Consider the following 20,708-nt stretch of genomic DNA (forward strand, 5'->3'; position numbering starts at 1 on the left):
TCTAAATAAAAGCCTCCTGCTGCAACAATTGTTTGCACAGGAGGCTTTCTTTATTATTATTTTGAGGCCAAATAGACAAGTCCTAGAGCTAGACAGAAAAATAAAACGCCCAAGACAAAGGTTACTTTTTGCATAAATGCTTCGAATCCACGTGGTTTTTGTTTGCTAAATAAATCGTCAGCACCACCACCGCCACCAGATAAAGCACCTGAAGCGTTATTTGTTTTTGCAGGTTGCATCATAACAGCGATAATCATTAAGACTGAAACGATGATAATTAAAATTGTTAGTATGTTAGTCAAATCATTTACCTCCTTAACCCAATTACGTAATCTATATCTATACTAATTTAGCACAGTTTGCATTAATTTTCCACCGTTATTATTTTATTAAAGTGATTCAAATCCGGATAATGTATCCATTTCTGTCTTAAGTTTAGGTCGATTTTGGTGCTCAGTCAAAAGAACTAATGTATCTCCTGCTTTTAAAACCGTCACACCATGTGGAATTAATTGCTTTTCACCACGTCTAACCGTGATTAATAAGCTATTTTCAGGCCAAACTACTTCTGAAACTTTTTTATTTTCTAAATTTGATCCAGCAAAAATAGGCGTCTCAAGTCGGTCCTTTTTACCGCCCAAATCAATTTCATTTTGACCAATTAATTTTTTAAGTAAAGAATCGTAGATAGGTGCGCCGCCTAAAATATCAATAACTAAAAATGAAACTAATGAAATAATGGCTAGTGGCATTAAGTGATGTAAACTACCCACCATTTCCGTAACTAATAAAATAGCTGTAAAAGGTGCTTTACCAATTCCAGCAAAGTACCCGGCCATTCCAAAAATAATAAAATCAGTTATATATTTAGCTGGTAACAACCCTAACATTATCATAACAGTTGCATACCCAGCGCCAATAATAGCGCCTAATGTTAGAATAGGCAGAAAAATACCACCTGGTAATCCAGAACCATAGGATATCATTGAAAAGATAAATCTTAAAAGAAAGAGTCCCAATAAAACGGTCAATGATTTACTTTGAACTAGACTTAAAATAATCTCATTACCGCCACCTAAAGTTTGTGGTAAGTATAATCCAATCGGAATAACTAAAATAAAAGGGACAATTGAGCGATAAAAAATCGGAATTTTATGTAGAATATTATATAAATCAGTCGATTTAAGTAATACGTTTTGATACAGATAGCCTAGGAGGCCCAAAATAAGCCCTAAAGCAATCAAATGCCAGTATTGTAACAATGATAAGGTCTGAATATCCATCATTTGTAGCGCCGGTTTTAGACCGAAAAAATGCAATGAAATATAATTGGCTGAAATTGAACTAGCTAATGCTGTTGTCCAAATCAACGGTGAAAAATTATGATACACTTCCTCTAATATAAAAAGCGTACTCGCAATTGGTGCATTAAAAGCTGCGGATAGACCTGCAGCGCCACCACCTGCAATCAGAATGCGGCGTTCCGATTCAGTATGTTTAGTCATCTCTGCGAATCCTTGTCCGACTGCTGCACCTAGTTGAATAGATGGGCCTTCACGGCCGAGGAATAGCCCTGATCCAATGCCTAAAACACCACCGATAAATTTTCGCCATAAAACTGACCACCAACGCATTTCAAGATTACCAGCAAGCTGGCCCTCTACTTGCGGAATACCGGATCCCATAATATTTGGCTCTTGCTTCATTAGTGTTCCAATACCTAGTACCATAGCTAGACTCAAAAGAATCATTGGAAACAGTAACCACATATTCTGATTAATTGCCTGGTAAAAATAGATAAAGACTTTAAGCACATAAATAATAGCTAACCTAAATAGACTTACAACGATACCTGTAACGAGCCCAATTAATAGCCCTCTTAAAATAAATATGAGATTAGTTAAATTCAATCGCTCTTTGATACCTTGTTTTGTCATAAAACCATACACACCTCTTCATTCTATTAGTATATGCTAAAATCCAATTATTTGCTGAACTCATTAGTAACAAAAAAAGAATTATTCAACTATTGAATAACTCTTCTTAAAAACTAGCATAATCTAATGATCACTTAAGGATGATAAATCATACTCATAGCTATAAGTCCCCAGCCTAAATTTTTTTTAAATAAACCGGTTGTCGAAATTTCCATATAAAATCGACCAACGTCAGCACTTAACTTTATTTTATTTTTTAAATTACTTACAGCCAATAAGCGCAACGACTCCGCTAAATCAGCGACTGCCTTCTCGAAGTACTGCCCACGCTCAACTTTATTTTTAAAATCAACTAATAAGAGACGTTCCTCATTTGTCGTTTCTTCGTTTAAAATAAGATCATAAACTTTTGATGTTAGATCATCTTGTATTGTAATACGCTCTGATTTTTTCATACACGCTCACATTCCTAACTATAATTTCCAACATCTAAATTATACAACAATAAGTTTTACCTTTCAATATAGTGCGTCCTATTATAATACAAAAAAGGTCCCACCTAAAATCAAATTAGGTAGGACCTTCTTTCAATCAGAAACGCTTAATTCATAAAGAATTATTTGTTAACGATTGTATCGCGAGCATCTGAACTCAAGTTGTAGAATGAGTGGATACCTTTGTATTCTGATGTTTCTTCTAAGTTATCTTCAATTCTCATTAATTGGTTGTACTTAGCGATACGATCAACACGGCTCAATGAACCAGTCTTGATTTGGCCAGCATTAGTTGCAACAACTAAGTCAGCGATAGTTGTATCTTCAGTTTCACCTGAACGATGAGAAACGATAGCTGTATAACCAGCTTCTTTAGCCATTTCGATAGCTTCCATTGTTTCTGTAAGTGTACCGATTTGGTTAACTTTGATAAGGATTGAGTTTGAAACGCCCATTTCGATACCTTTTTTAAGGTAGTCAGTGTTTGTAACAAATAAATCATCCCCAACTAATTGAACTTTGTTGCCCAATTTAGCTGTCATCATCTTCCAGCCTTCCCAATCGTTTTCATCCAAGCCATCTTCAATTGAGATAACTGGGTATTTGTCAACGATTGCTTCAAGGAATTCAACCATTTCTTCAGAAGTATAATCTTGGCCATTTTCGCCTTCATATTGTAATCTATATTTGCCAGTTTCAGCATTGTAGAATTCTGATGAAGCAGCATCAAATGCGATAGCAATATCTTTACCAGGTTTGTAACCGGCACGTTCGATTGCTTCGATTAAGATTTCAAATGGTTCTTCATTGTTCTTAAGATCAGGAGCGAAACCACCTTCATCACCAACAGCAGTAGAGTAGCCTTTTTCAGCTAAAATCTTTTGTAAGTTATGGAATGTTTCTGAACCCATACGTACAGCTTCTTTGATAGAAGGTGCGCCAACAGGCATGATCATGAATTCTTGGAAATCAACACTGTTGTTAGCATGTGATCCACCATTGATAACGTTCATCATAGGAGTTGGAAGGACATGTGCGTTAAATCCGCCTAAGTAACTGTATAAAGGAACTTCTAATTCATCAGCAGCAGCACGAGCAGCAGCAATTGAAACACCTAAAATAGCGTTAGCGCCCAATTTACCTTTGTTTGGTGTACCATCTAATGCGATCATAGCTTTATCAATACCAACTTGATCAGTAACATCATATCCAACAATTTCTTTAACGATAATGTTGTTTACGTTGTCAACAGCTTTAGTAACGCCTAAGCCCATGTAACGAGATTTGTCGCCATCACGTAATTCAACGGCTTCATGTTCACCAGTTGAAGCACCTGAAGGAACAATTCCGCGGCCCATTGCGCCGTCTTCTGTGTAAACTTCAACTTCAACAGTTGGGTTACCGCGTGAATCTAGAACTTCGCGTGCATAAATATCTGTAATCATTGACATAAATTTGTACTCTCCTTTAAAAACGTTTTTTGGCGGGGATACAATAACACCCTTACCATTATTTTAATAGTTTATTGATTCATTTTCAATCTTTTTAACAGCTAAAATACGAATTATGCTTTGAAGTTAACAAGGTCTAAGTATGAAGCAGTTTCCATACTTGCGCCACCAACTAAACCACCATCAATATCGTCTTTACCCATTAATTCTACGACGTTACCAGGTTTAACTGAACCACCGTATTGGATACGAACTTTATCAGCAACTGTTTGGTCATACAAATCAGCAACTGTTTTACGAATTACTGCACAGATTTCTTGTGCTTGGTCAGAAGTAGCTGTTTCACCAGTACCGATAGCCCAGATTGGTTCGTATGCAATAACTGCAAGATTAACTTGTTCAACAGATAAGCCTCTTAATGCAGCAGAAACTTGTCCAGCAACCCATGATTCTGCTTCGCCGGCTTGACGTTGTTCTAACGTTTCACCACAGCAGATAATAGGAACCATACCATTATTGAAAACAGCATGTGCTTTTTTGTTAATATCGTCATCATTTTCGCCGAAGTATTCGCGACGTTCTGAATGACCAATAACAACATAGTCAACACCCATTTCAGAAAGAACTTTTGGTGAAGTTTCACCAGTAAAAGCACCTTCATCTTCAAAGTATGCATTTTCAGCAGCAACTTTTAAGTCAGTACCTTTAGCAGCATCAAGTAATGTTTGTAAATCTACTGCAGGAGCAGCAATAACAGATTCAACATCGTCAAACTTTGGTAATTTACCTTTAAGACCTGCTACGAATTCAGCAGTTTCTTTAGGGCCTTTGTTCATTTTCCAGTTACCAGCAATAATTGGTTTACGCAAAATAATAACTTCCTTTCGTTAATAGACGGTTTCTTACGACAATTTAATTAAAAATTATTTTGTTGTAATAGCAGCAATACCTGGTAAAGTTTTACCTTCAAGGTATTCAAGTGAAGCGCCACCACCAGTAGAAATATGAGTTAATTGATCAGCAACACCTAATTGTTGAACAGCAGCAGTTGAATCACCACCACCAACGATTGTTGTAGCTTCTGATAAAGTACCCAAGAATTTACCGATTTCAAGTGTTCCGTTAGCATAGTTGCTCATTTCGAATACACCCATTGGTCCGTTCCATACAACTGTTTTAGCATCTTTTAAAACATCTTTAAATTCTGCAACAGATTTAGGTCCGATATCCAATGCCATGTAACCGTCAGGAATGTCACCATCAACAGTTTTGTGTTCAACATCGTTATCAAATTTTTCAGCAACGATTGAATCAACTGGTAATACTAATTTGTCGCCAGCTTCTTCAATGATTTGTTTAGCTAAATCAATTTTGTCTGTTTCAACTAATGATGAACCAATCTTCATACCTTTAGCAGCGTAGAAAGTATAAGTCATACCACCACCAACGATAACTTTGTCAGCTTTTTTAAGTAAATGAGAAATAACACCAATCTTATCTGAAACTTTTGCGCCACCTAAGATAGCAACAAATGGACGTTTTGGTTCGTCAACAGCTTCACCTAAGAATTTGATTTCTTTTTCCATTAAGAATCCAGCAGCAGCTTGTTCCATGTTGCTTGAGATTCCAACGTTAGAAGCATGTGCACGATGAGCTGTACCGAAAGCATCATTGACAAACAAGTCGCCAAGTGAAGCCCAGTATTTACCTAATTCAGGATCGTTTTTGCTTTCTTTTTTACCATCTAAATCTTCAAAACGTGTGTTTTCCATTACTAAAACATCGCCGTCTTTCATTGCTGCAATTGCGTCTTCTAATTGAGGACCACGTGTAGCAGGAACAAAAGTAACAGGTTTGTTTAATAAGTTAGATAAACGTTCTGCAACTGGACGTAATGATAATTCTTTTTTGTCTTCTTCAGTCTTAATACGACCAAGATGAGAAAGAAGAATGGCTTTACCACCATTTTCAGTTACATATTTGATAGTTGGTAATGCAGCAACGATACGGTTATCATTACCAATCACACCGTTTTTAATAGGAACATTAAAATCGACACGAATTAAAACTTTTTTGTCATTTACATCTAAATCTGAAACGATTAATTTAGCCATTATAATAGCCTCCTGTGTAATTTTGATTAAATAAAAAGGCAGAGGGAGTATTGCGTCCCTCCGCCTAAGCATAGTTATATGCGGTTTTAAAAAAGTTTAACTAGATTATGCTTCTAAGCTAGCAAATTTTTCTAATGTACGAATCATTTGTGCTGTAAAGCCAGATTCGTTATCGTACCAAGCAACAGTTTTAACCAATTGGTTAGCGCCAGTACCAGTTACTTCAGTTTGTGTTGGGTCAAAGATTGAACCAAAACTTGTACCAATGATATCTGATGAAACGATTTCGTCAGCATTGTAACCAAATGATTCGTTGTTTTCAGTTCTTGCTTTAATAGCAGCATTTACTTCATCAACTGTAAGATCTTTTGATTTCAAGATTGTAACCAATTCTGTCAATGAACCAGTAATAACTGGGACACGTTGTGCATGGCCATTCAATTTACCAACAAGATCAGGGATTACCATACCGATAGCTTTAGCAGCACCAGTAGAATGAGGAATTGTGTTACCTGCAGCAGCGCGTGCAGCACGTAAGTTTCCACCACGGTCAGGACCATCTTGTAATTTTTGTGTAGCTGTGTAAGCATGAACTGTTGTCATTGTACCAACTTCGATACCGAAAGCATCGTTAACAGCGCCAGCAAGTGGTGCTAAACAGTTAGTAGTACATGAACCAGCAGAAGCAATCTTAGTATCTGAAGTTAAAATGTCATCATTTACACCGTAAACGATTGTAGGCATTTTACCAGCAGGAGCTGAGATTAATACACGTTTTGCGCCAGCTTTAATATGAGCTGAAGCTTTTTCTTCTGATGCGTAAAAACCAGTTGATTCTAATACGATATCAACATTATTGTTTTTAACCCAAGGAATATTTGATGCATCTGCTTCTGCATATACAGGAATTTCCTTACCATTAACAACAATACCATTATCTGTTGCGCTAACTTCTGCGTCGAAGTTACCATGGGCTGTATCATATTTTAATAAATGAGCCAACATTGATGGAGAAGTTAAATCGTTGATTGCTACAACTTCGATGTTATCTGAAACTTCAGCAATACGACGGAAAGCTAAACGACCAATACGGCCAAAACCGTTAATACCAACTTTTACTGACATACTTAAATTTCCTCCTTTAGGAAATGAAGATTTATTTATTTTAAAAAGCGTGTTTGCACACTACTTTTTTAAAATCGAGTTTGCGGCACCCTCATCCGTGATTAACCACGTCTGTTTAGGTGCAAGTTTCATGTATGCCACAATTGCTTCGGCCTTAGAATGGCCACCTGCAACTGCGAAAATACATTTTATGTGCGTGAGATCCTCTATTTGTAAACCGATACGAGGAATCCTATAAACGACCTTGCCTTGAGCATCAAAGAAATATCCGAATGCCTCACCTACAGCTTTGTCCTCTTTCAACATGTCTATTATACCACTAGACATGTCACGACGCTTAGCCATATGCATTGCTTCTCCAATACTGTGAATTACAGCATTGCTTTCCTTGATTAAGTTCAAAACTTCTTGAATGCTCGGTTCTTCAAGAAGAGGCTCGTACGTTTTCTCACTTAGTTGTTCAGGTACATACAAGGCTCTATGTTTGCCGCCTGTGTGTAATGCCATCTTACCACTAATCGAGTTGGCTTGTATATCTACTGATTCACCAACACCACCTCTGGCTGGTAAAAAAGTTAAATCGCGCTTAATTGAAAGACGTGTTGTCAACTGATCAGCTACTTGAGCCATCGTTGTGCCACCCATTACCGCAATTAAATTTTTACCTTCTGGCAATAAGAGTGCTAACTTAGCAGCTAGACTCTTACCCATTGACTCTAAAACTTTAGGTTGTTCATCGGAATCGCCTGATACAATCAAACAATGTTCAATGCCTAAAATTCGACTCAACTCTTGTTCATCCTGTCGAACACCAACTAAATTATCCATCACTTTTTCAAGGCCATGTAGTACTGATATACCTCTATCCGTTAGCGTCATTCCTGACTTACCAACGACGATAAGTTCTTGCTTACGCAGAAAATCTGTTTCGGTTCTCATAACGCGTTCGCTTAGATTTAAAGTTGCTGCCAACATTCTGCGACCAACAGGCATCATCCATTCAATCTGTCTTAAAACAAAATATCTTTGTTTTAAAACTTTAATCATGTCTGGTGCAATTGCTTCGATCCACTCTAATTCATGATGCATACTGCACCTGCTCTCTTATGGGGCATTATTTGTCCCACAGTGTCGCATTATGACCCATTAATTCTAAAAAAACAAAGCACGATAACATTCTGCATTAATCAAAGTGTCTTCATACCTTTATTACAAGACAAATTATATCAGGTTGTTTCATACTTTGCAAGCACTTCAAACGACTATCTGCCATGTCAGCAATTGACGTTTGATATATGAGATAAGGTCATAATTGTTCCTAATCCTTGTAGCGTTTTCTTGCTGATGACGATGGAATGTTCAGGTTTTCACGATATTTTGCAACTGTTCGTCTCGAAATATCGATGTTTTGTTTCATTAATTGTAAAACTATTTTTTGATCAGAGAAAGGTTTCGTTTTATCTTCAGATTCAATCAAAGTCTGCATAGTTGTCATAATCGTTTTTGAAGATAGCTCTTCAGCATTCTTTTTGTTCTTATTTGCGATTTGTCCAAAGAATGATTTTATTTCATAAACACCAGATTCTGTTTCAATGTACTTATCATTAACGGTTCGACTAATTGTTGATTCGTGAACACCTAAAGCGGCTGCAACTTCCCGTAAAAGTAATGGCTTAATTGGTTTGGTTTTATCAGTGAAGAAGTCAGCCTGATATTTCAAAATATATTGTCCTACTTTTAAAATGGTATCGCCTCGTTGTTTCAAGCCATGAACTAGCCATTCATATTCCCGTTTCTTTTCAGTTAAATATTTGATTACTTCAGGATCTTGGTCTTTTGACATATCATCAAAATATTTTTGTTGAAAAACAACTTCAGGCTGTGCACCGCGAACTTTGAATAATGTTAATTCATTATTACTTTTTTTCAAAACTAAATCTGGATAGATTTTACCAATTCTAGTTGTCCCAAATCCTGCACCTGGATTAGGTGATAATGTGCGAACAAAATCTGATATTTCTTGAATTTCTGAAAGATTAACACGATATTTTTTTGCTATGTCCGACCATTTACGATCGACAAAGTTATCAAAATCATCTTTTATGACTGTATATGCCAATTCAGGCGCTAAATCGTCAGAATCAATCTGTAACATTAAACTTTCTTGTAAATTACGTGCACCAACACCGGGCGGATCTAAGCGTTGAATCAAGGTTAACGCATCTAATAACATAATGGGTGGTATTCCTGATTCTTCTGCTAAATCATCCAAATTAGCATTAAAATAGCCCGTCTGTTCAATATAATCTACTAAGTAAAGAACAACCTTTCTAAGCGGTGTTTGACGCATCGTTAGATAAATTTGTTCCAATAAATAATCCAATAAAGATTGTGATTCATCATCACTGACTGAATTCATATAATCAGTATCACCATTTGTTGTTAGATTAACTTTATAACGAGACTCCCCTGCTTGGATTCTCTGATTGTCGTCAACAGCTTCAATCAAAGGGTTTTCCATCATTTTTTCAGTGACAAATTCTTGTAAATCTTCTATATTATATTGCAACATTTTAATTGATTGTTGGAGCTCTGGTGTCATTGCCAGTTTTTGAATTTGCGTTTGTTGTTGCTTAAATTTCTGTTCAATAGCCATTATTTCTCAACCTCCGCTTTCGTTACTTGTTTTTTTTACGTAATTCAGCTAAACTATTAACTATACTGCGCCGTTGGTGTAATGGATAGCACGTAAGATTCCGGTTCTTGAGCTGAGGGTTCGACTCCCTCATGGCGCATCGTTAAAATTAAAATATTTTCTTTTGAAAAACCTTATATGTTGATATAAGGTTTTTTGTTTTCGCTTACATTAATTATATATCATGTTTCTTAAGATAGCCATGGCGTTCTTACCACACTACAAAATATAATAAGCAACATAGTAGAAAAAAATTAGTTCAATCAATAATAAATTAAAATCGTTAATATAGTTGGATTGTAATCGTTACCATTACGTTTCATAAAAAATAAATCCTACCTCAATTAAGAGATAGGATTTTCTGTTTAGCTCTTTTTACCGTAATCACCCATTTTAATACGAAGTCATTTTTGGGAATTTAATCATAAAGAAGATAGAAATAATTGACCCAATGTAACAAGCCCAAACTAACGGGTCTGTATAAACCAAATTTGATAGAGTTACATTTAAAATCACATTAAAAATTGATAGTATTATAATACCACGATATTTACATAATTTATTCTGTAATAAAATCATAATTATCTCAATGTTCCCTACTAATAACATGAATACATCTTCACTATAGAATTTACCTGAAAGAGCATGAACAATCATTATAATTGCAAGAATCATTAATATTATATTTAAACTGATTGCTATTATTTTTGAATTGATTACTTTTCTAATCATTTAGTTTCTCCTGATTTATAGTATTTACATATAAAGAACAGTGAAATCAAAATAGCTACCAGGAAGGATTCTAATGTAGGAAGATAACAATCATTATTAATCTCAATGATCAACATAATTGCGTTTAATACAATATTAAACATTGAAAGGATTACTATTATTATTTTATCGAAATAATTAAATTGGACAATCAGCATAAAAAATTGTAAAAGAACGATTATACTTGATACTGAAAGGAATAGATCTATATGTTGACTTCCCATTCCGCCTAATGAAAATGCAGTATCAAGAAATAAACTAAAAGTTTCTATAATAAATATAATATTAAAAAATGAATGTAATACTTTGGAATTTTTTAAAAGTTTCAACATTTTTAGCTCCTTAATATGATGTTATTTTATGAATATAAATAGGGTTAAATGAACCCGCAGCATAATATGGCTATTCCTTTATTTTATATACCTCAACATATTTACCTTTTCCCGAATGTTGATGAAAAATTTGATTTTCCTACTCTAAAAGAAATTTCTAAAACTTAAATAAATTACTATAATAACATCTAGAAATACCCAATACATTAATAATAAGTATTTAAATTTAGGTACTAAGTACTTATTATGCCTTTTAATCATTACATCTAATAAATACGTAATAGTATATATAATACCCATTCCAAATAATAATAAAACACCTAAAACAAGTAACCCATCACCATTATTTAAGCCAATACCATTTCTATGGATATATCCATCTATGATAAATATAAAGGGTATTATTTGTATCCCGATAGTCGCTAATATTTCTATATATATTTTTCCCATACTATCCCCTTTTAATATTTTGTGAATATACTGTGGGATAAAACTACCCTTAAATGCTATTACTTTAATCTATTTTTTCATTAACAACATTTTTATGCTATCATAATTTCAACATTACTTCAAAGTGATTTAACCATAACGTTAATCTAATTTAATATTTAAGCAAAAACCCAACCTCTTAAATTAAGGGCTCTGTAATATATTTATCAACAACAGTTGTAATAGAACCTTTAATAAATATCGCAATAAAAAAAGAGTTTTTCCTCGTATTTTTACGAGGAAAAACTCTTTTTAGTTAAACTATTAAATTTTAATTATTTTGCATAATTTCTTTTAAACCAGCCAACTAATCCCATAGCTAGCAACAGAACAAGGCCCATCATTGATAGTCCTGATTCTTTCATTTCACTAGTCTGAGGTAAACTGGTTTGACCTTTTGCTGCATTTTTTAAGACAGGTGTTTTCCCATCCGGTGTTACCTGTGAAGTTGTTGGCGTCGTGGGGGACGTTGTTGTTGGTCTTGTTGTCGGTGTGGTTGGTTTCGTTTTCTCTGGCATTTTACCAACGAATTCGATTCCAACCTCACTAGTATAACTAGCCGCTTCTGCAGTATTACCGAATGCACCTAAACTAAAAGATAACCCCAAAAGACTAATTATTAAAACACTCATTAGTTTTTTTCTCATAACCATACCTCGTCTATTTTGACTACTTATCTTCTTTTTTATCAGTTTGTAATTCTTCTAGAATTTGTCGTTTTGCTTCTGCGACAGCTTCTTCTTTATCTTTTTTGTTACGACGACGAACTAAGAACCAGATGAGCAACAATAGAAGTAATAGCAAGAAGATTCCTGCAAGGATATACCACATTGTGTAATCTTTTTCTAAGTCAACCGCTTTTTCGTTCAATTTATCTGCCGTTGCGCCATCAATTGTGAAATATTCTGTCCATTTCCACTTATGTACCCCAGAAGTCGCCGTCATTTCTAAACGGTACTTACCAGGCTTAAAGGGTTGGTTATCCCAGAAAATGCCATAATTAAAGTTTGTATTTGGAGCCATTGTCATATTCGAAGTGGTTGAAGCATGTAGTGCTTTATCACCATTTCTTGAATAGACTTTTCCATCAACTTTCAGGTTACGGATTGGTGTTGTTGTTGGATCTTGTAAGTTTACCTTCAATGTATTACGGAAATTAACTGATCCGGGCTCAATCTTAAGTAATTTCATATCAGGCTTAACAACATCGTCAGTTTCAGTTAACGTTGTCCCAATAACAAAGGCATAACGGTTTTTAATTTGAACGTTACTCTTTGATTTTTTTTCACTATCTTTGTTAATTTTTTCATAGAAGTACAAGCCACCGTCAATTTCGCCATTGAATTTCTTAGCGGGCATTGTGATATGGAATGTATGCTCAATGCTTTTCTTAGCCGGTACTGTCACTTCTTTATCTGACTTAATGATTGAAGATAGAGGGTTTACCATTGTTTTATCAAGTTTTGGTTTCACGTGACTGTATTCAACCACTCCGTTATCATTTGTAATCGCTGTATTTGCTTCAGCCATTACAGTAACATCTTTGTTAGTCGAATTTTTTAATGTGACAGTAATGTCTTGCTTTTGGTTCGGTTTCATTTTTAAATTAAAATACGTTTGGCGCTTATCAATTTGGTTGTTTGGAATATTTGCAGTAACAGCAAAGTTCATTTCAGCAGCATTCGCTTTTTGAACTTGTCCACTAAATATAACTAATCCTGCCACAAACGCCATAATGATTCCAAAAAATTTTTTATTCAATGTAAAAATCCTCTTTCTTCTCAAATTAACTTTATGGAGCCGCCGTCAATGTCCAGTTTAATGTCGACGTATATGTTTCACCAGCTACTTTTTCAGCCGGGCCAGGCACATCCAATCTCGCTGATTTATTACCTGTTGTTGCATCACCCATTGCTATTGTCCAGGTCCCTGTGGGATTAGTATTGGCAGTTGGATCTACTACTTGATATGATGCACCGTCACCTTTTAATAATATACTATCGGTAAATAAACCGGCATCAGGATCTCCGTTATCTGTTTTCGATGCTACATTTTTTATTGTAAGCACAGTACCCTTAAGTTCATTAGCACCACTTTTAAATGATGTGTTACTAACCGTCAACGACCAGTTTCCTGTCGTATTATTTGTAACCTGAACGTAATTAGGTACATCCCTATAATCTGCATCCGTGAGCTTATCTATAACCCACTCACCTGTAGCTTCATCACGATGTCCTGTTAAATCAGCTACTTTATCAAAAGCAGCATAATAAGATTTTTTATTTCCTGAAATTTTCTGAGTACCAAAATGTAAATCAGAAATATAATCTATCCTCAGGTCACCAGTAGTTGGCGTAACTGGATTAATTGGTTGTACTGGTTTTGTCGGATCTAATGGATCAACTGGACCAGACTTTGCAAGTAATGTTAAGTTAGCCGCTGTGGTTGCAGTTTTTCCATCAGGCGCTACTGCTGCATCAGCCACTGAATTTCCCATTATTGAAATTGCAAGGAGGGGGACAATGGCTACTACTAGTCGTAAGTTTTTTTTCAAGCTCATTGTTTTAACCTATCCCTTTCTGCATCCTATAATGGTGCGTCGTTTAACGTCCATGTAATTACTGATGTATATTTTTCTTTTAATTTAGTTGATGCACCAGGTACGTCTAAGGTTGCCTTAGTAACAGGTAACGTGTTAGTACCCATACCCATGTCTTTAGCTGCATCTACTACTGCAACACTTTGACTAGATCCGTCTAAAACCATATCCGCTGTTGGTTGGGTAGCATTATAACTTGCCCCATTATTATTAGAAACAGTTCCAGGCGTCAATGTTAACTTAGCCCCAGCTAATTCTTTTGAGCCGGTAAACTGTGTGTTGGCAACTGTTAATTTCCAACCTTCATTTGAACCACGGTTGTCATCAACAACGATAGAATCTGTAATAGTAGCTGCATCATATTTTGCATCTGATCCACTAATTTTTTGATCTCCAAAATCAACACTTGGTGCCTTTGTCAATTTAATTTCTCCAGCTCCAGTAGCAGGATCAGCTACAAAGTTGACATCACCTGATGAAGGTAATGTTACATCAGCAGCATGTACTGCTGGTGCTACTGTTGAAAACAAAGTAACGGTTAAAAGTGCTGCTGTTGCAATTGCTGTTTTCTTCATAATTTATTTCCCCTTTTGTTAACCCAATTTTTATAAGTTTGCGTCTGTTAATGTCCATGTTAAATCTGTTGTATATATTGTTCCAAGATTTTTAGCTGTTTTACCAGGTACTGTTAATGAAACGGCTTTAGCTTTAGCATCTTTACCAAATGAATCAGTCCATGTTCCCATTCCTTGACCGTCTGTAGCAGTAACAACCTTAACATCGCTACCAACTGTAGGAGCAACGACACTATTATTATCTTTATCACCAATTATTGATGGTGTTGTTGTCGCATCCATATTTGTTGAATTAAATGTTTGATCTTTCATACTCAATTGAGCACCAGTTAATTCTTTTGTACCGTCAGTAAATGCGCCTTCTTGCTTAACATTAACTGTCCAACCAGCATTTGATCCACGGTTATCTGTTACTTGTAAGTAGTTAGCTACTTCTTTTGCTGTTCCTTTAGAATCTGTTATTTCAACAGGAGCTGCGTAGTAAGTTGTATCACTACCAGAAACTTTATTTTTTGAACCAAAATCAAAGTTTGAAACATAATCTAATGATAATGGACCATTTGTTCCTGGGTTAATTGGAGGGTCTGTTGGGTCAACTGGATCTGTTGGATCTGTTGGATCAACTGGACCTGTTGGATCTGTATTATCTGTAAAACCAACGCTACCTTTTGTTGGAAGTGATCCTACTGTTGCTGCATTTACAGCTGGTGCTGCAATTAAACCTAATGTTGTTAATACGATTGCGCTTGTTACGATTTTAGTTGTTTTCATTTTAATTTCCCCTTTTTTTAATTCCCTATTTTTTTGTAGCCTATTAGAAAGTGATATGACTTAATTTTATAAACCAGCGTCTGTTAATGTCCATGTTAAATCTGTTGTATATGATGAACCGACCGTTTTAGCTGAATTACCAGGTACTTTCAATGAGACAGCTTTACTTGCTGTATCTTTTGTAGCATCAGCATCGTAGACACCAAATGAATCTGTCCAAGTCCCCATACCTTGATCCTTACCAGCATCTAAGACAGCAACGTCAGCACCAATTGATGTTGTAATTGTAGCTTTAGCTATAGCTGGATCTGTTGTTCCGCCAATATTTTTAGAATTTAAAGTTTGTGTTCCCATACTTAGCTGTGCGCCATCTAAATCAGTCTTACTATCGTTAAATTGTTTTACTTGTTTAACTGACAATTTCCAGCCTTTATTTGATCCACGTTTATCTGTTACTTGTAGGTAGTTAGCTCTTGTAACTTCTTTACCATCTTTATCAGCTAATTTAACAGGTGCAGCGTAGTAAGTTGTATCGTCTCCAGAAACCTTATTTTTTGAACCAAAATCAAAGTTAGAAACGTAATCAATTGATAATGGGCCAGGTGTTCCTGGTTGAGGATTATCTGGGTCTGTTGGATCCGTTGGGCCTACTGGGCCTGTTGGATCCGTTGGATCAACGGGTGTTGTTGGATCTGTATTTTCCATAAATCCAACCTTACCTGTTGATGTATAATCTGCAGCATGTACTGCAGGTGCTGCAGCTAAACCTAATGTTGATAAAATAATTGCGCTTGTAACGATTTTAGTTGTTTTCATAATTTATTTCCCCTTTTAATTAATAACCATTTTTATTTTTTATTGACTAATTTAGATTTTATAAGTTAGCGTCTGTAAGTGTCCATGTAATATCTGATGTGTATTTTTCTGCAACTTTTTTACTATCACCAGGGATAGCTAATTTAACAGAAGCTTTGGCTTTAGCAGCATCTGTTGTTGCGTTACCAAAGGATTCAGACCATGTACCAGAACCTGCGCCATCTTTTGCTTGCATAACAACTTTGTCCCCTGATGTAGCTGAAATGTCAACGCTATTTGTTAATGTTGGTTTTGGTTTTGATGCGTTATTATCAGCATTAGTTGCTTCAGGATTAGATAACGTAATTGTTGTCCCATCTAATTCTGATTTTGTTGTTTCACTTGTAAATGCTTTTGCTTGTTGAACAGTAAGTTTCCAACCTGCTACTGTTCCACGGTTATCTGAAACTTGTAGGAAGTTTGCAAGATCTTTATCAGCTCCGGATGCATCTTTAACTGTCACTAATTGAGAGTCATATGTTTCGTTGTTACCTGACATCTTTTGAGCACCAAAGTTAAAGTTAGAAACATAATCGATTGATAATGGGCCACCAGTACCTGGATCTGTTGGGTTTGTAGGATCTGTTGGATCAATAGTATGTCCAGGATCTGTTGGATCCGTAATACCAGGATCTGTTGTACCATCATTTTTAGTCAATTCAATTTTACCGTGTGATGTATATGTTTGTGTTTCAGATGCATGAGCAGTTGTCATAATGGCACCTGTCACACCTACGCCTAATAATGTACTTAATAATAATTTACTTGAATTTTTCATCATTTATTTCCCCTTTATATAACCTTTTTTATAAGTTAGCATCTGTCAAAGTCCATGTTAATTCAGACTTATAAGCCCCTGCTACTTTGTTTGATTCAGCTGGAACAAGTAATGACACACTTTGTTTGGCAGCTGTATTATCTTTACCAAAACGGTCTGTCCATGTTCCCATACCTTTGTCGACCTTGGCTGTCATCACAGTAACTGCTTTGCCATCTGGATTGATGGCTGCTTGACTAGCTGTCGGCTGACTCATATTACTACTTCCGTTAGTTGTTCCATTCATTAACGTAATAATCGTTCCATCTAATTTATTTTTACCATTCATAAATGGATTGGTCTGTGCAACAGTTAGTTTCCAGCCTGCGTTTGAACCACGATTATCCGTTACTTGAACATAGTTTGGATATTCCCCAACCTTACCGTTTTTATCAACTAACTGGTCAAGTTGTGCATAATAAACACTGTCTTTACCAGAAATTTGTTGTTGACTAAATTGTAAGTTCGAAACGTAATCAATTGATAATGGTCCATCTGTTCCAGGATTAACTGGTTTAACCGGTTTTAACGGATCAGTTGGATTTGTTGGATCAACTGGCGGTGTACCGTCAGTATTTTTCACGAATTCAATAGTTGCATGCGACTGATAATTCACTGTTTCGCTTGCCAAAGCTTGCGTTACGGTAAAACCAGCCGGTACCATACTACCTAAAAGAACTCCCAAAATTAACTTTCTTTTTATCATCGTATCTACTCCCCTCGTCAGATTTTGATGTTTTTATAATATTAGCAAAATGCTAATGATTAACGTTAATTAAGCAAGGATTAGGATTAAGGCGCATCCGTTAGTGTCCATGTTATTTCCCCTGCATACTTACCTGCTTTAAGTGACATGTTGCTTCCATTAAGTTCAGCAACAACACCTTTATCGGCTGCCCAAGTGACATCTTTAGTTTCTTCTGTCTGACCTGAACCAACCTCTGTACTACCAGTATCTAAATCTTGTGCAGTTCCAGTTGCATCTATATATTTCAAAACACCTTTCAATGTGTTAGATCCATCTGTTAAAGGTTTTGAAACGCTAGCCTTCAATGTCCAAGCTGTTTTGCCTAGATTAGAAATTGATACAGTATTTTCAGCAGTACGTTGAAGATTGAAATTTTCTCCACTGTAAGGCAACATTACCCCATCTTTTGAACCAAAAGTCATTTCATCAGAGGCTGCAGTAATTGCTAAACCACCACCTGCAACTGTGATCTTAATCGTTTTTTCAACACCCTGAGCATTTACAATAACTGCTTCATAGTCACCAGCACTAGAAGTTGGTGTAAGTGTCGTTGATTTAACTGTAACTTTAGAATCAGCACCAGTTGATAGTATCCAACCTTTAGCCGAACTCTCTGTTAATATGAACTCATTTAATTTAGTCTCTGTTAATCCCGAGATAGATTTACTGTCCGTACTAAAATCCTTAGCGTAAACTACAGAATCACCATCAACGACGGTATCACCATCTATTACATTGACAGGAACGGCAACTTTAGCAGTTTCATTAGGTGTCACATCCGTATCCGTCAAAATCATATCTTGTATATAGAAACCAACTTTTGTGTTATCAAGTGGTTTATTTGATGGATTTGTAGGATCAATTTCTAATGTATGTTTATTAGTATTCATAATTGTTAAATCTTTGATTAATTTTGTTTCATCTATTGTAACGGTTCCGCCAACATCAATTTTTTGTGGAATAGCAGTTGCACCCAACTTGAATAAGTTGACAGTTACGGTAACTGGTTTTAATTGTTCGGTACCTCCAGCATCAATCGCAGTTACTATAACTTTATTTGCACCTACTTTTAATTTTGTAGGGTCAATCTTTGCAGAATAATCGACACCATCTTTTGTTGTTTCATAAGTATTCTCTGCTGGCGATGATATTGACCCATCTGGATACTTAATTTGAATGTATCCCTTTGTACTATCTTCATCTGAAACTTTACCTACAATTTTAAATGAATCTGTTTGATCCGCATAAGCATTAATTGTTGATGGTGTTACAGTTGCAACAGGTGGAATACTTGGTGTCGTTTCTTTATAAGTTAAGTAAGAACCTGTCGTTAATGTTTCTCCTGGGGCTAACGTTTTAGGATTAGCTTTTATTACAAAAGCACTATCTCCCTTAAACGGAGTATCTGGCTGACTAATGTCGTTGATAGCTATAATTTTATCAAGCACTGATGTCTCCATTCCAGTTCCTACAGCTCCACCTTTGAAATAACTACTTATATTTGATATATCTAATATACCAGTACCGGTAGCTTTCCCAGCTGAATAATTAGTCCAACCACCCAAGCTAGTATTATTACCGGGATCCTTCAATCTGTAATTCAAGGTATGTTTATCACTTACCATTTTAAATCCATTGTTAGGTCCCAAACTTTTTACAGGGACGTCATCCTTATCAACCAAAGTATCGACCCCCTGAGCTGCACCAATAGCTCGAGTTGCAGTATCATTATTTGTGATACTGAAATAACTATATATACCACCTGCTGCATCATACATTTCTTCAAATGTATAGCTCACCTTATATGTTACATCGTACATTGTAGCTTTGAATCCAGTACCATCATTATTTTTATAAAGATGGTAATCTGTAATTGGTCCAAGTTTTACAGCACTTTCAATTGTATTAGGCGTCGTGTTACTTTCTGCTGCATACCCATATCCACGATCTTTTGGAATAGCATTATTAATGATAATTCCATAAGACTTTCTTGGATTAGGATTTCTTCCACTGGCACCAACCTTCGTAAATGCCCAACTAGATGCATTACCCTGTTCACTGTAAGAATCGTTATTTGTCAGCGCACTTGGTTGGAAATTAAATGCTGCATTACCAAAATATAAAACAGGAGTCGCTGTATCATCTGCTTTTCCCGCGTTGTTTGTTGGAACACCATTTACTAACTTCCCGCCTCCTGTAAGTGACACATACTCATTTTTAGAATTTGATGCCACATCGGTAGTACTCCACTGAGTATTAATGGCCCCTTGTGATGGACCAACATAACCAGCAGCTGGTACTGCTGTCTCACTTTTTTTAGTCGTTGCTACTTTTTTTGTTGGTGCTTTCGTTACTTCTTCTTTAGTTGCTACTTCGCTTGTTATTTCTTCTTTTGTTGCTTTTATCGATGTACTTTTTTCGGTTGTTTTTTCAGAAGATGCTGTTTGAGGTTTAACGGTTTCATCTAGCTCTTTAGCTTGGACAGAAGTTCCTGGGCCCTCATTGTTAACCACGTTAACAATGCTACCTGTCATCACTCCTGCTAAGATAATTCCCGTCATTAACGTTGCTGAGATTCGTTCTTTTTTATTACTGTTATGCCCTTTCATTGTTTAGTCCTCCCCCTATAGTTGCTGCCTATTTATACCTAACATTACTATATTTAACTCATTAGTCTAGCTGATTAGTTGTGACCCCCTAGTCCCTCCTAATAGATTTATTCGTTAACTTAGCTGTAACCTAATCGCAAACTTATTATCTGGTTACTGCGACATAGCCAGTTTACCTATAATCTATTTAAATGTAAACATATTTTTTTAATTAAAAAATATTTATCTAATTTATGAAGTAACCGCTTTATCGATTTTGTTTTAATACAAAAGTAATTCATCAAAAAAAATGATGAATTACTTTTGCCAATTTACAGTTTATTTTG

The 20,708-nt window shown here is 35.7% G+C and carries 20 protein-coding genes and 1 tRNA gene; 1 reads left to right on the plus strand and 20 read right to left on the minus strand.

What is annotated here, in order from left to right; genetic code table 11:
- Nucleotides 1–56: 56 nt before the first annotated feature.
- The 9 genes from secG to rpoN all read right to left on the minus strand — a co-directional run bounded on the left by secG (nucleotide 57) and on the right by rpoN (nucleotide 9,777).
- The gene (secG, locus tag AC1RP4_RS03915) at nucleotides 57–302 is read right to left on the minus strand and encodes a preprotein translocase subunit SecG (RefSeq protein ID WP_409022224.1); all 246 of its coding nucleotides are present in this window, start codon (nucleotides 300–302) and stop codon (nucleotides 57–59) included.
- 87 nt (nucleotides 303–389) lie between these two features.
- A complete protein-coding gene (locus AC1RP4_RS03920) occupies nucleotides 390–1,937 on the minus strand; it encodes a ClC family H(+)/Cl(-) exchange transporter (RefSeq protein ID WP_481761443.1) in 1,548 nt (515 codons plus the stop codon).
- Nucleotides 1,938–2,071: 134 nt separating this feature from the next.
- Nucleotides 2,072–2,392 (minus strand): bacteriocin immunity family protein, encoded by a 321-nt coding sequence (locus tag AC1RP4_RS03925; protein WP_481761444.1) that lies wholly within the window; start codon nucleotides 2,390–2,392, stop codon nucleotides 2,072–2,074.
- A 161-nt stretch (nucleotides 2,393–2,553) separates the two neighbouring features.
- Nucleotides 2,554–3,882 carry a phosphopyruvate hydratase gene (gene eno, locus AC1RP4_RS03930; RefSeq protein WP_481761445.1) on the minus strand — a complete coding sequence of 443 codons (1,329 nt, stop codon included), beginning with the start codon at nucleotides 3,880–3,882 and terminating at the stop codon, nucleotides 2,554–2,556.
- 113 nt (nucleotides 3,883–3,995) lie between these two features.
- The gene (gene tpiA, locus AC1RP4_RS03935; protein WP_481761446.1) at nucleotides 3,996–4,751 is read right to left on the minus strand and encodes a triose-phosphate isomerase; all 756 of its coding nucleotides are present in this window, start codon (nucleotides 4,749–4,751) and stop codon (nucleotides 3,996–3,998) included.
- Between the two features lie 54 nt (nucleotides 4,752–4,805).
- Nucleotides 4,806–5,996: a phosphoglycerate kinase gene (locus tag AC1RP4_RS03940; RefSeq protein WP_409022217.1), complete on the minus strand. Its 1,191-nt coding sequence runs from the start codon at nucleotides 5,994–5,996 to the stop codon at nucleotides 4,806–4,808.
- Nucleotides 5,997–6,101: 105 nt separating this feature from the next.
- Nucleotides 6,102–7,121, minus strand: coding sequence for a type I glyceraldehyde-3-phosphate dehydrogenase (gene gap / locus AC1RP4_RS03945; RefSeq protein WP_409022216.1), 1,020 nt, complete (start codon nucleotides 7,119–7,121; stop codon nucleotides 6,102–6,104).
- 60 nt (nucleotides 7,122–7,181) lie between these two features.
- Nucleotides 7,182–8,210: a sugar-binding transcriptional regulator gene (locus tag AC1RP4_RS03950; protein WP_481761447.1), complete on the minus strand. Its 1,029-nt coding sequence runs from the start codon at nucleotides 8,208–8,210 to the stop codon at nucleotides 7,182–7,184.
- A gap of 229 nt (nucleotides 8,211–8,439) precedes the next feature.
- Nucleotides 8,440–9,777, minus strand: a complete 1,338-nt coding sequence (gene rpoN, locus AC1RP4_RS03955; protein ID WP_481761448.1) for an RNA polymerase factor sigma-54 — start codon at nucleotides 9,775–9,777, stop codon at nucleotides 8,440–8,442.
- A 67-nt stretch (nucleotides 9,778–9,844) separates the two neighbouring features.
- Here rpoN and AC1RP4_RS03960 point away from each other — a divergent pair.
- Nucleotides 9,845–9,916 (plus strand) — tRNA-Arg (locus tag AC1RP4_RS03960).
- Nucleotides 9,917–10,209: 293 nt separating this feature from the next.
- Here AC1RP4_RS03960 and AC1RP4_RS03965 read toward each other — a convergent pair.
- The 11 genes from AC1RP4_RS03965 to AC1RP4_RS04015 all read right to left on the minus strand — a co-directional run bounded on the left by AC1RP4_RS03965 (nucleotide 10,210) and on the right by AC1RP4_RS04015 (nucleotide 20,382).
- The gene (locus tag AC1RP4_RS03965) at nucleotides 10,210–10,548 is read right to left on the minus strand and encodes a hypothetical protein (RefSeq protein WP_481761449.1); all 339 of its coding nucleotides are present in this window, start codon (nucleotides 10,546–10,548) and stop codon (nucleotides 10,210–10,212) included.
- 515 nt (nucleotides 10,549–11,063) lie between these two features.
- Nucleotides 11,064–11,369, minus strand: coding sequence for a hypothetical protein (locus tag AC1RP4_RS03970; RefSeq protein ID WP_481761450.1), 306 nt, complete (start codon nucleotides 11,367–11,369; stop codon nucleotides 11,064–11,066).
- Between the two features lie 314 nt (nucleotides 11,370–11,683).
- Complete coding sequence (locus AC1RP4_RS03975; RefSeq protein ID WP_481761451.1) at nucleotides 11,684–12,055, minus strand: LPXTG cell wall anchor domain-containing protein; 372 nt, start codon at nucleotides 12,053–12,055, stop codon at nucleotides 11,684–11,686.
- Nucleotides 12,056–12,077: 22 nt separating this feature from the next.
- Entirely contained in the window at nucleotides 12,078–13,169 is a 1,092-nt protein-coding gene (locus tag AC1RP4_RS03980; RefSeq protein ID WP_481761452.1) for a WxLIP family cell surface protein, read from the minus strand.
- A 31-nt stretch (nucleotides 13,170–13,200) separates the two neighbouring features.
- Entirely contained in the window at nucleotides 13,201–13,968 is a 768-nt protein-coding gene (locus AC1RP4_RS03985) for a WxL domain-containing protein (protein ID WP_481761453.1), read from the minus strand.
- Between the two features lie 26 nt (nucleotides 13,969–13,994).
- Entirely contained in the window at nucleotides 13,995–14,582 is a 588-nt protein-coding gene (locus AC1RP4_RS03990; RefSeq protein ID WP_481761455.1) for a WxL domain-containing protein, read from the minus strand.
- A 30-nt stretch (nucleotides 14,583–14,612) separates the two neighbouring features.
- Nucleotides 14,613–15,353 (minus strand): WxL domain-containing protein, encoded by a 741-nt coding sequence (locus AC1RP4_RS03995; protein WP_481761456.1) that lies wholly within the window; start codon nucleotides 15,351–15,353, stop codon nucleotides 14,613–14,615.
- Between the two features lie 66 nt (nucleotides 15,354–15,419).
- Entirely contained in the window at nucleotides 15,420–16,169 is a 750-nt protein-coding gene (locus tag AC1RP4_RS04000) for a WxL domain-containing protein (protein WP_481761457.1), read from the minus strand.
- Nucleotides 16,170–16,227: 58 nt separating this feature from the next.
- On the minus strand, nucleotides 16,228–16,989 hold the full coding sequence (locus tag AC1RP4_RS04005; protein ID WP_481761458.1) for a WxL domain-containing protein: 762 nt from the start codon (nucleotides 16,987–16,989) through the stop codon (nucleotides 16,228–16,230).
- Between the two features lie 25 nt (nucleotides 16,990–17,014).
- Nucleotides 17,015–17,731, minus strand: a complete 717-nt coding sequence (locus tag AC1RP4_RS04010; protein WP_481761459.1) for a WxL domain-containing protein — start codon at nucleotides 17,729–17,731, stop codon at nucleotides 17,015–17,017.
- Between the two features lie 86 nt (nucleotides 17,732–17,817).
- Nucleotides 17,818–20,382, minus strand: coding sequence for a hypothetical protein (locus tag AC1RP4_RS04015; protein ID WP_481761460.1), 2,565 nt, complete (start codon nucleotides 20,380–20,382; stop codon nucleotides 17,818–17,820).
- Nucleotides 20,383–20,708: the final 326 nt, after the last annotated feature.

This window comes from Dellaglioa sp. CoH-56-MRSF-10 (genome assembly GCF_056782175.1).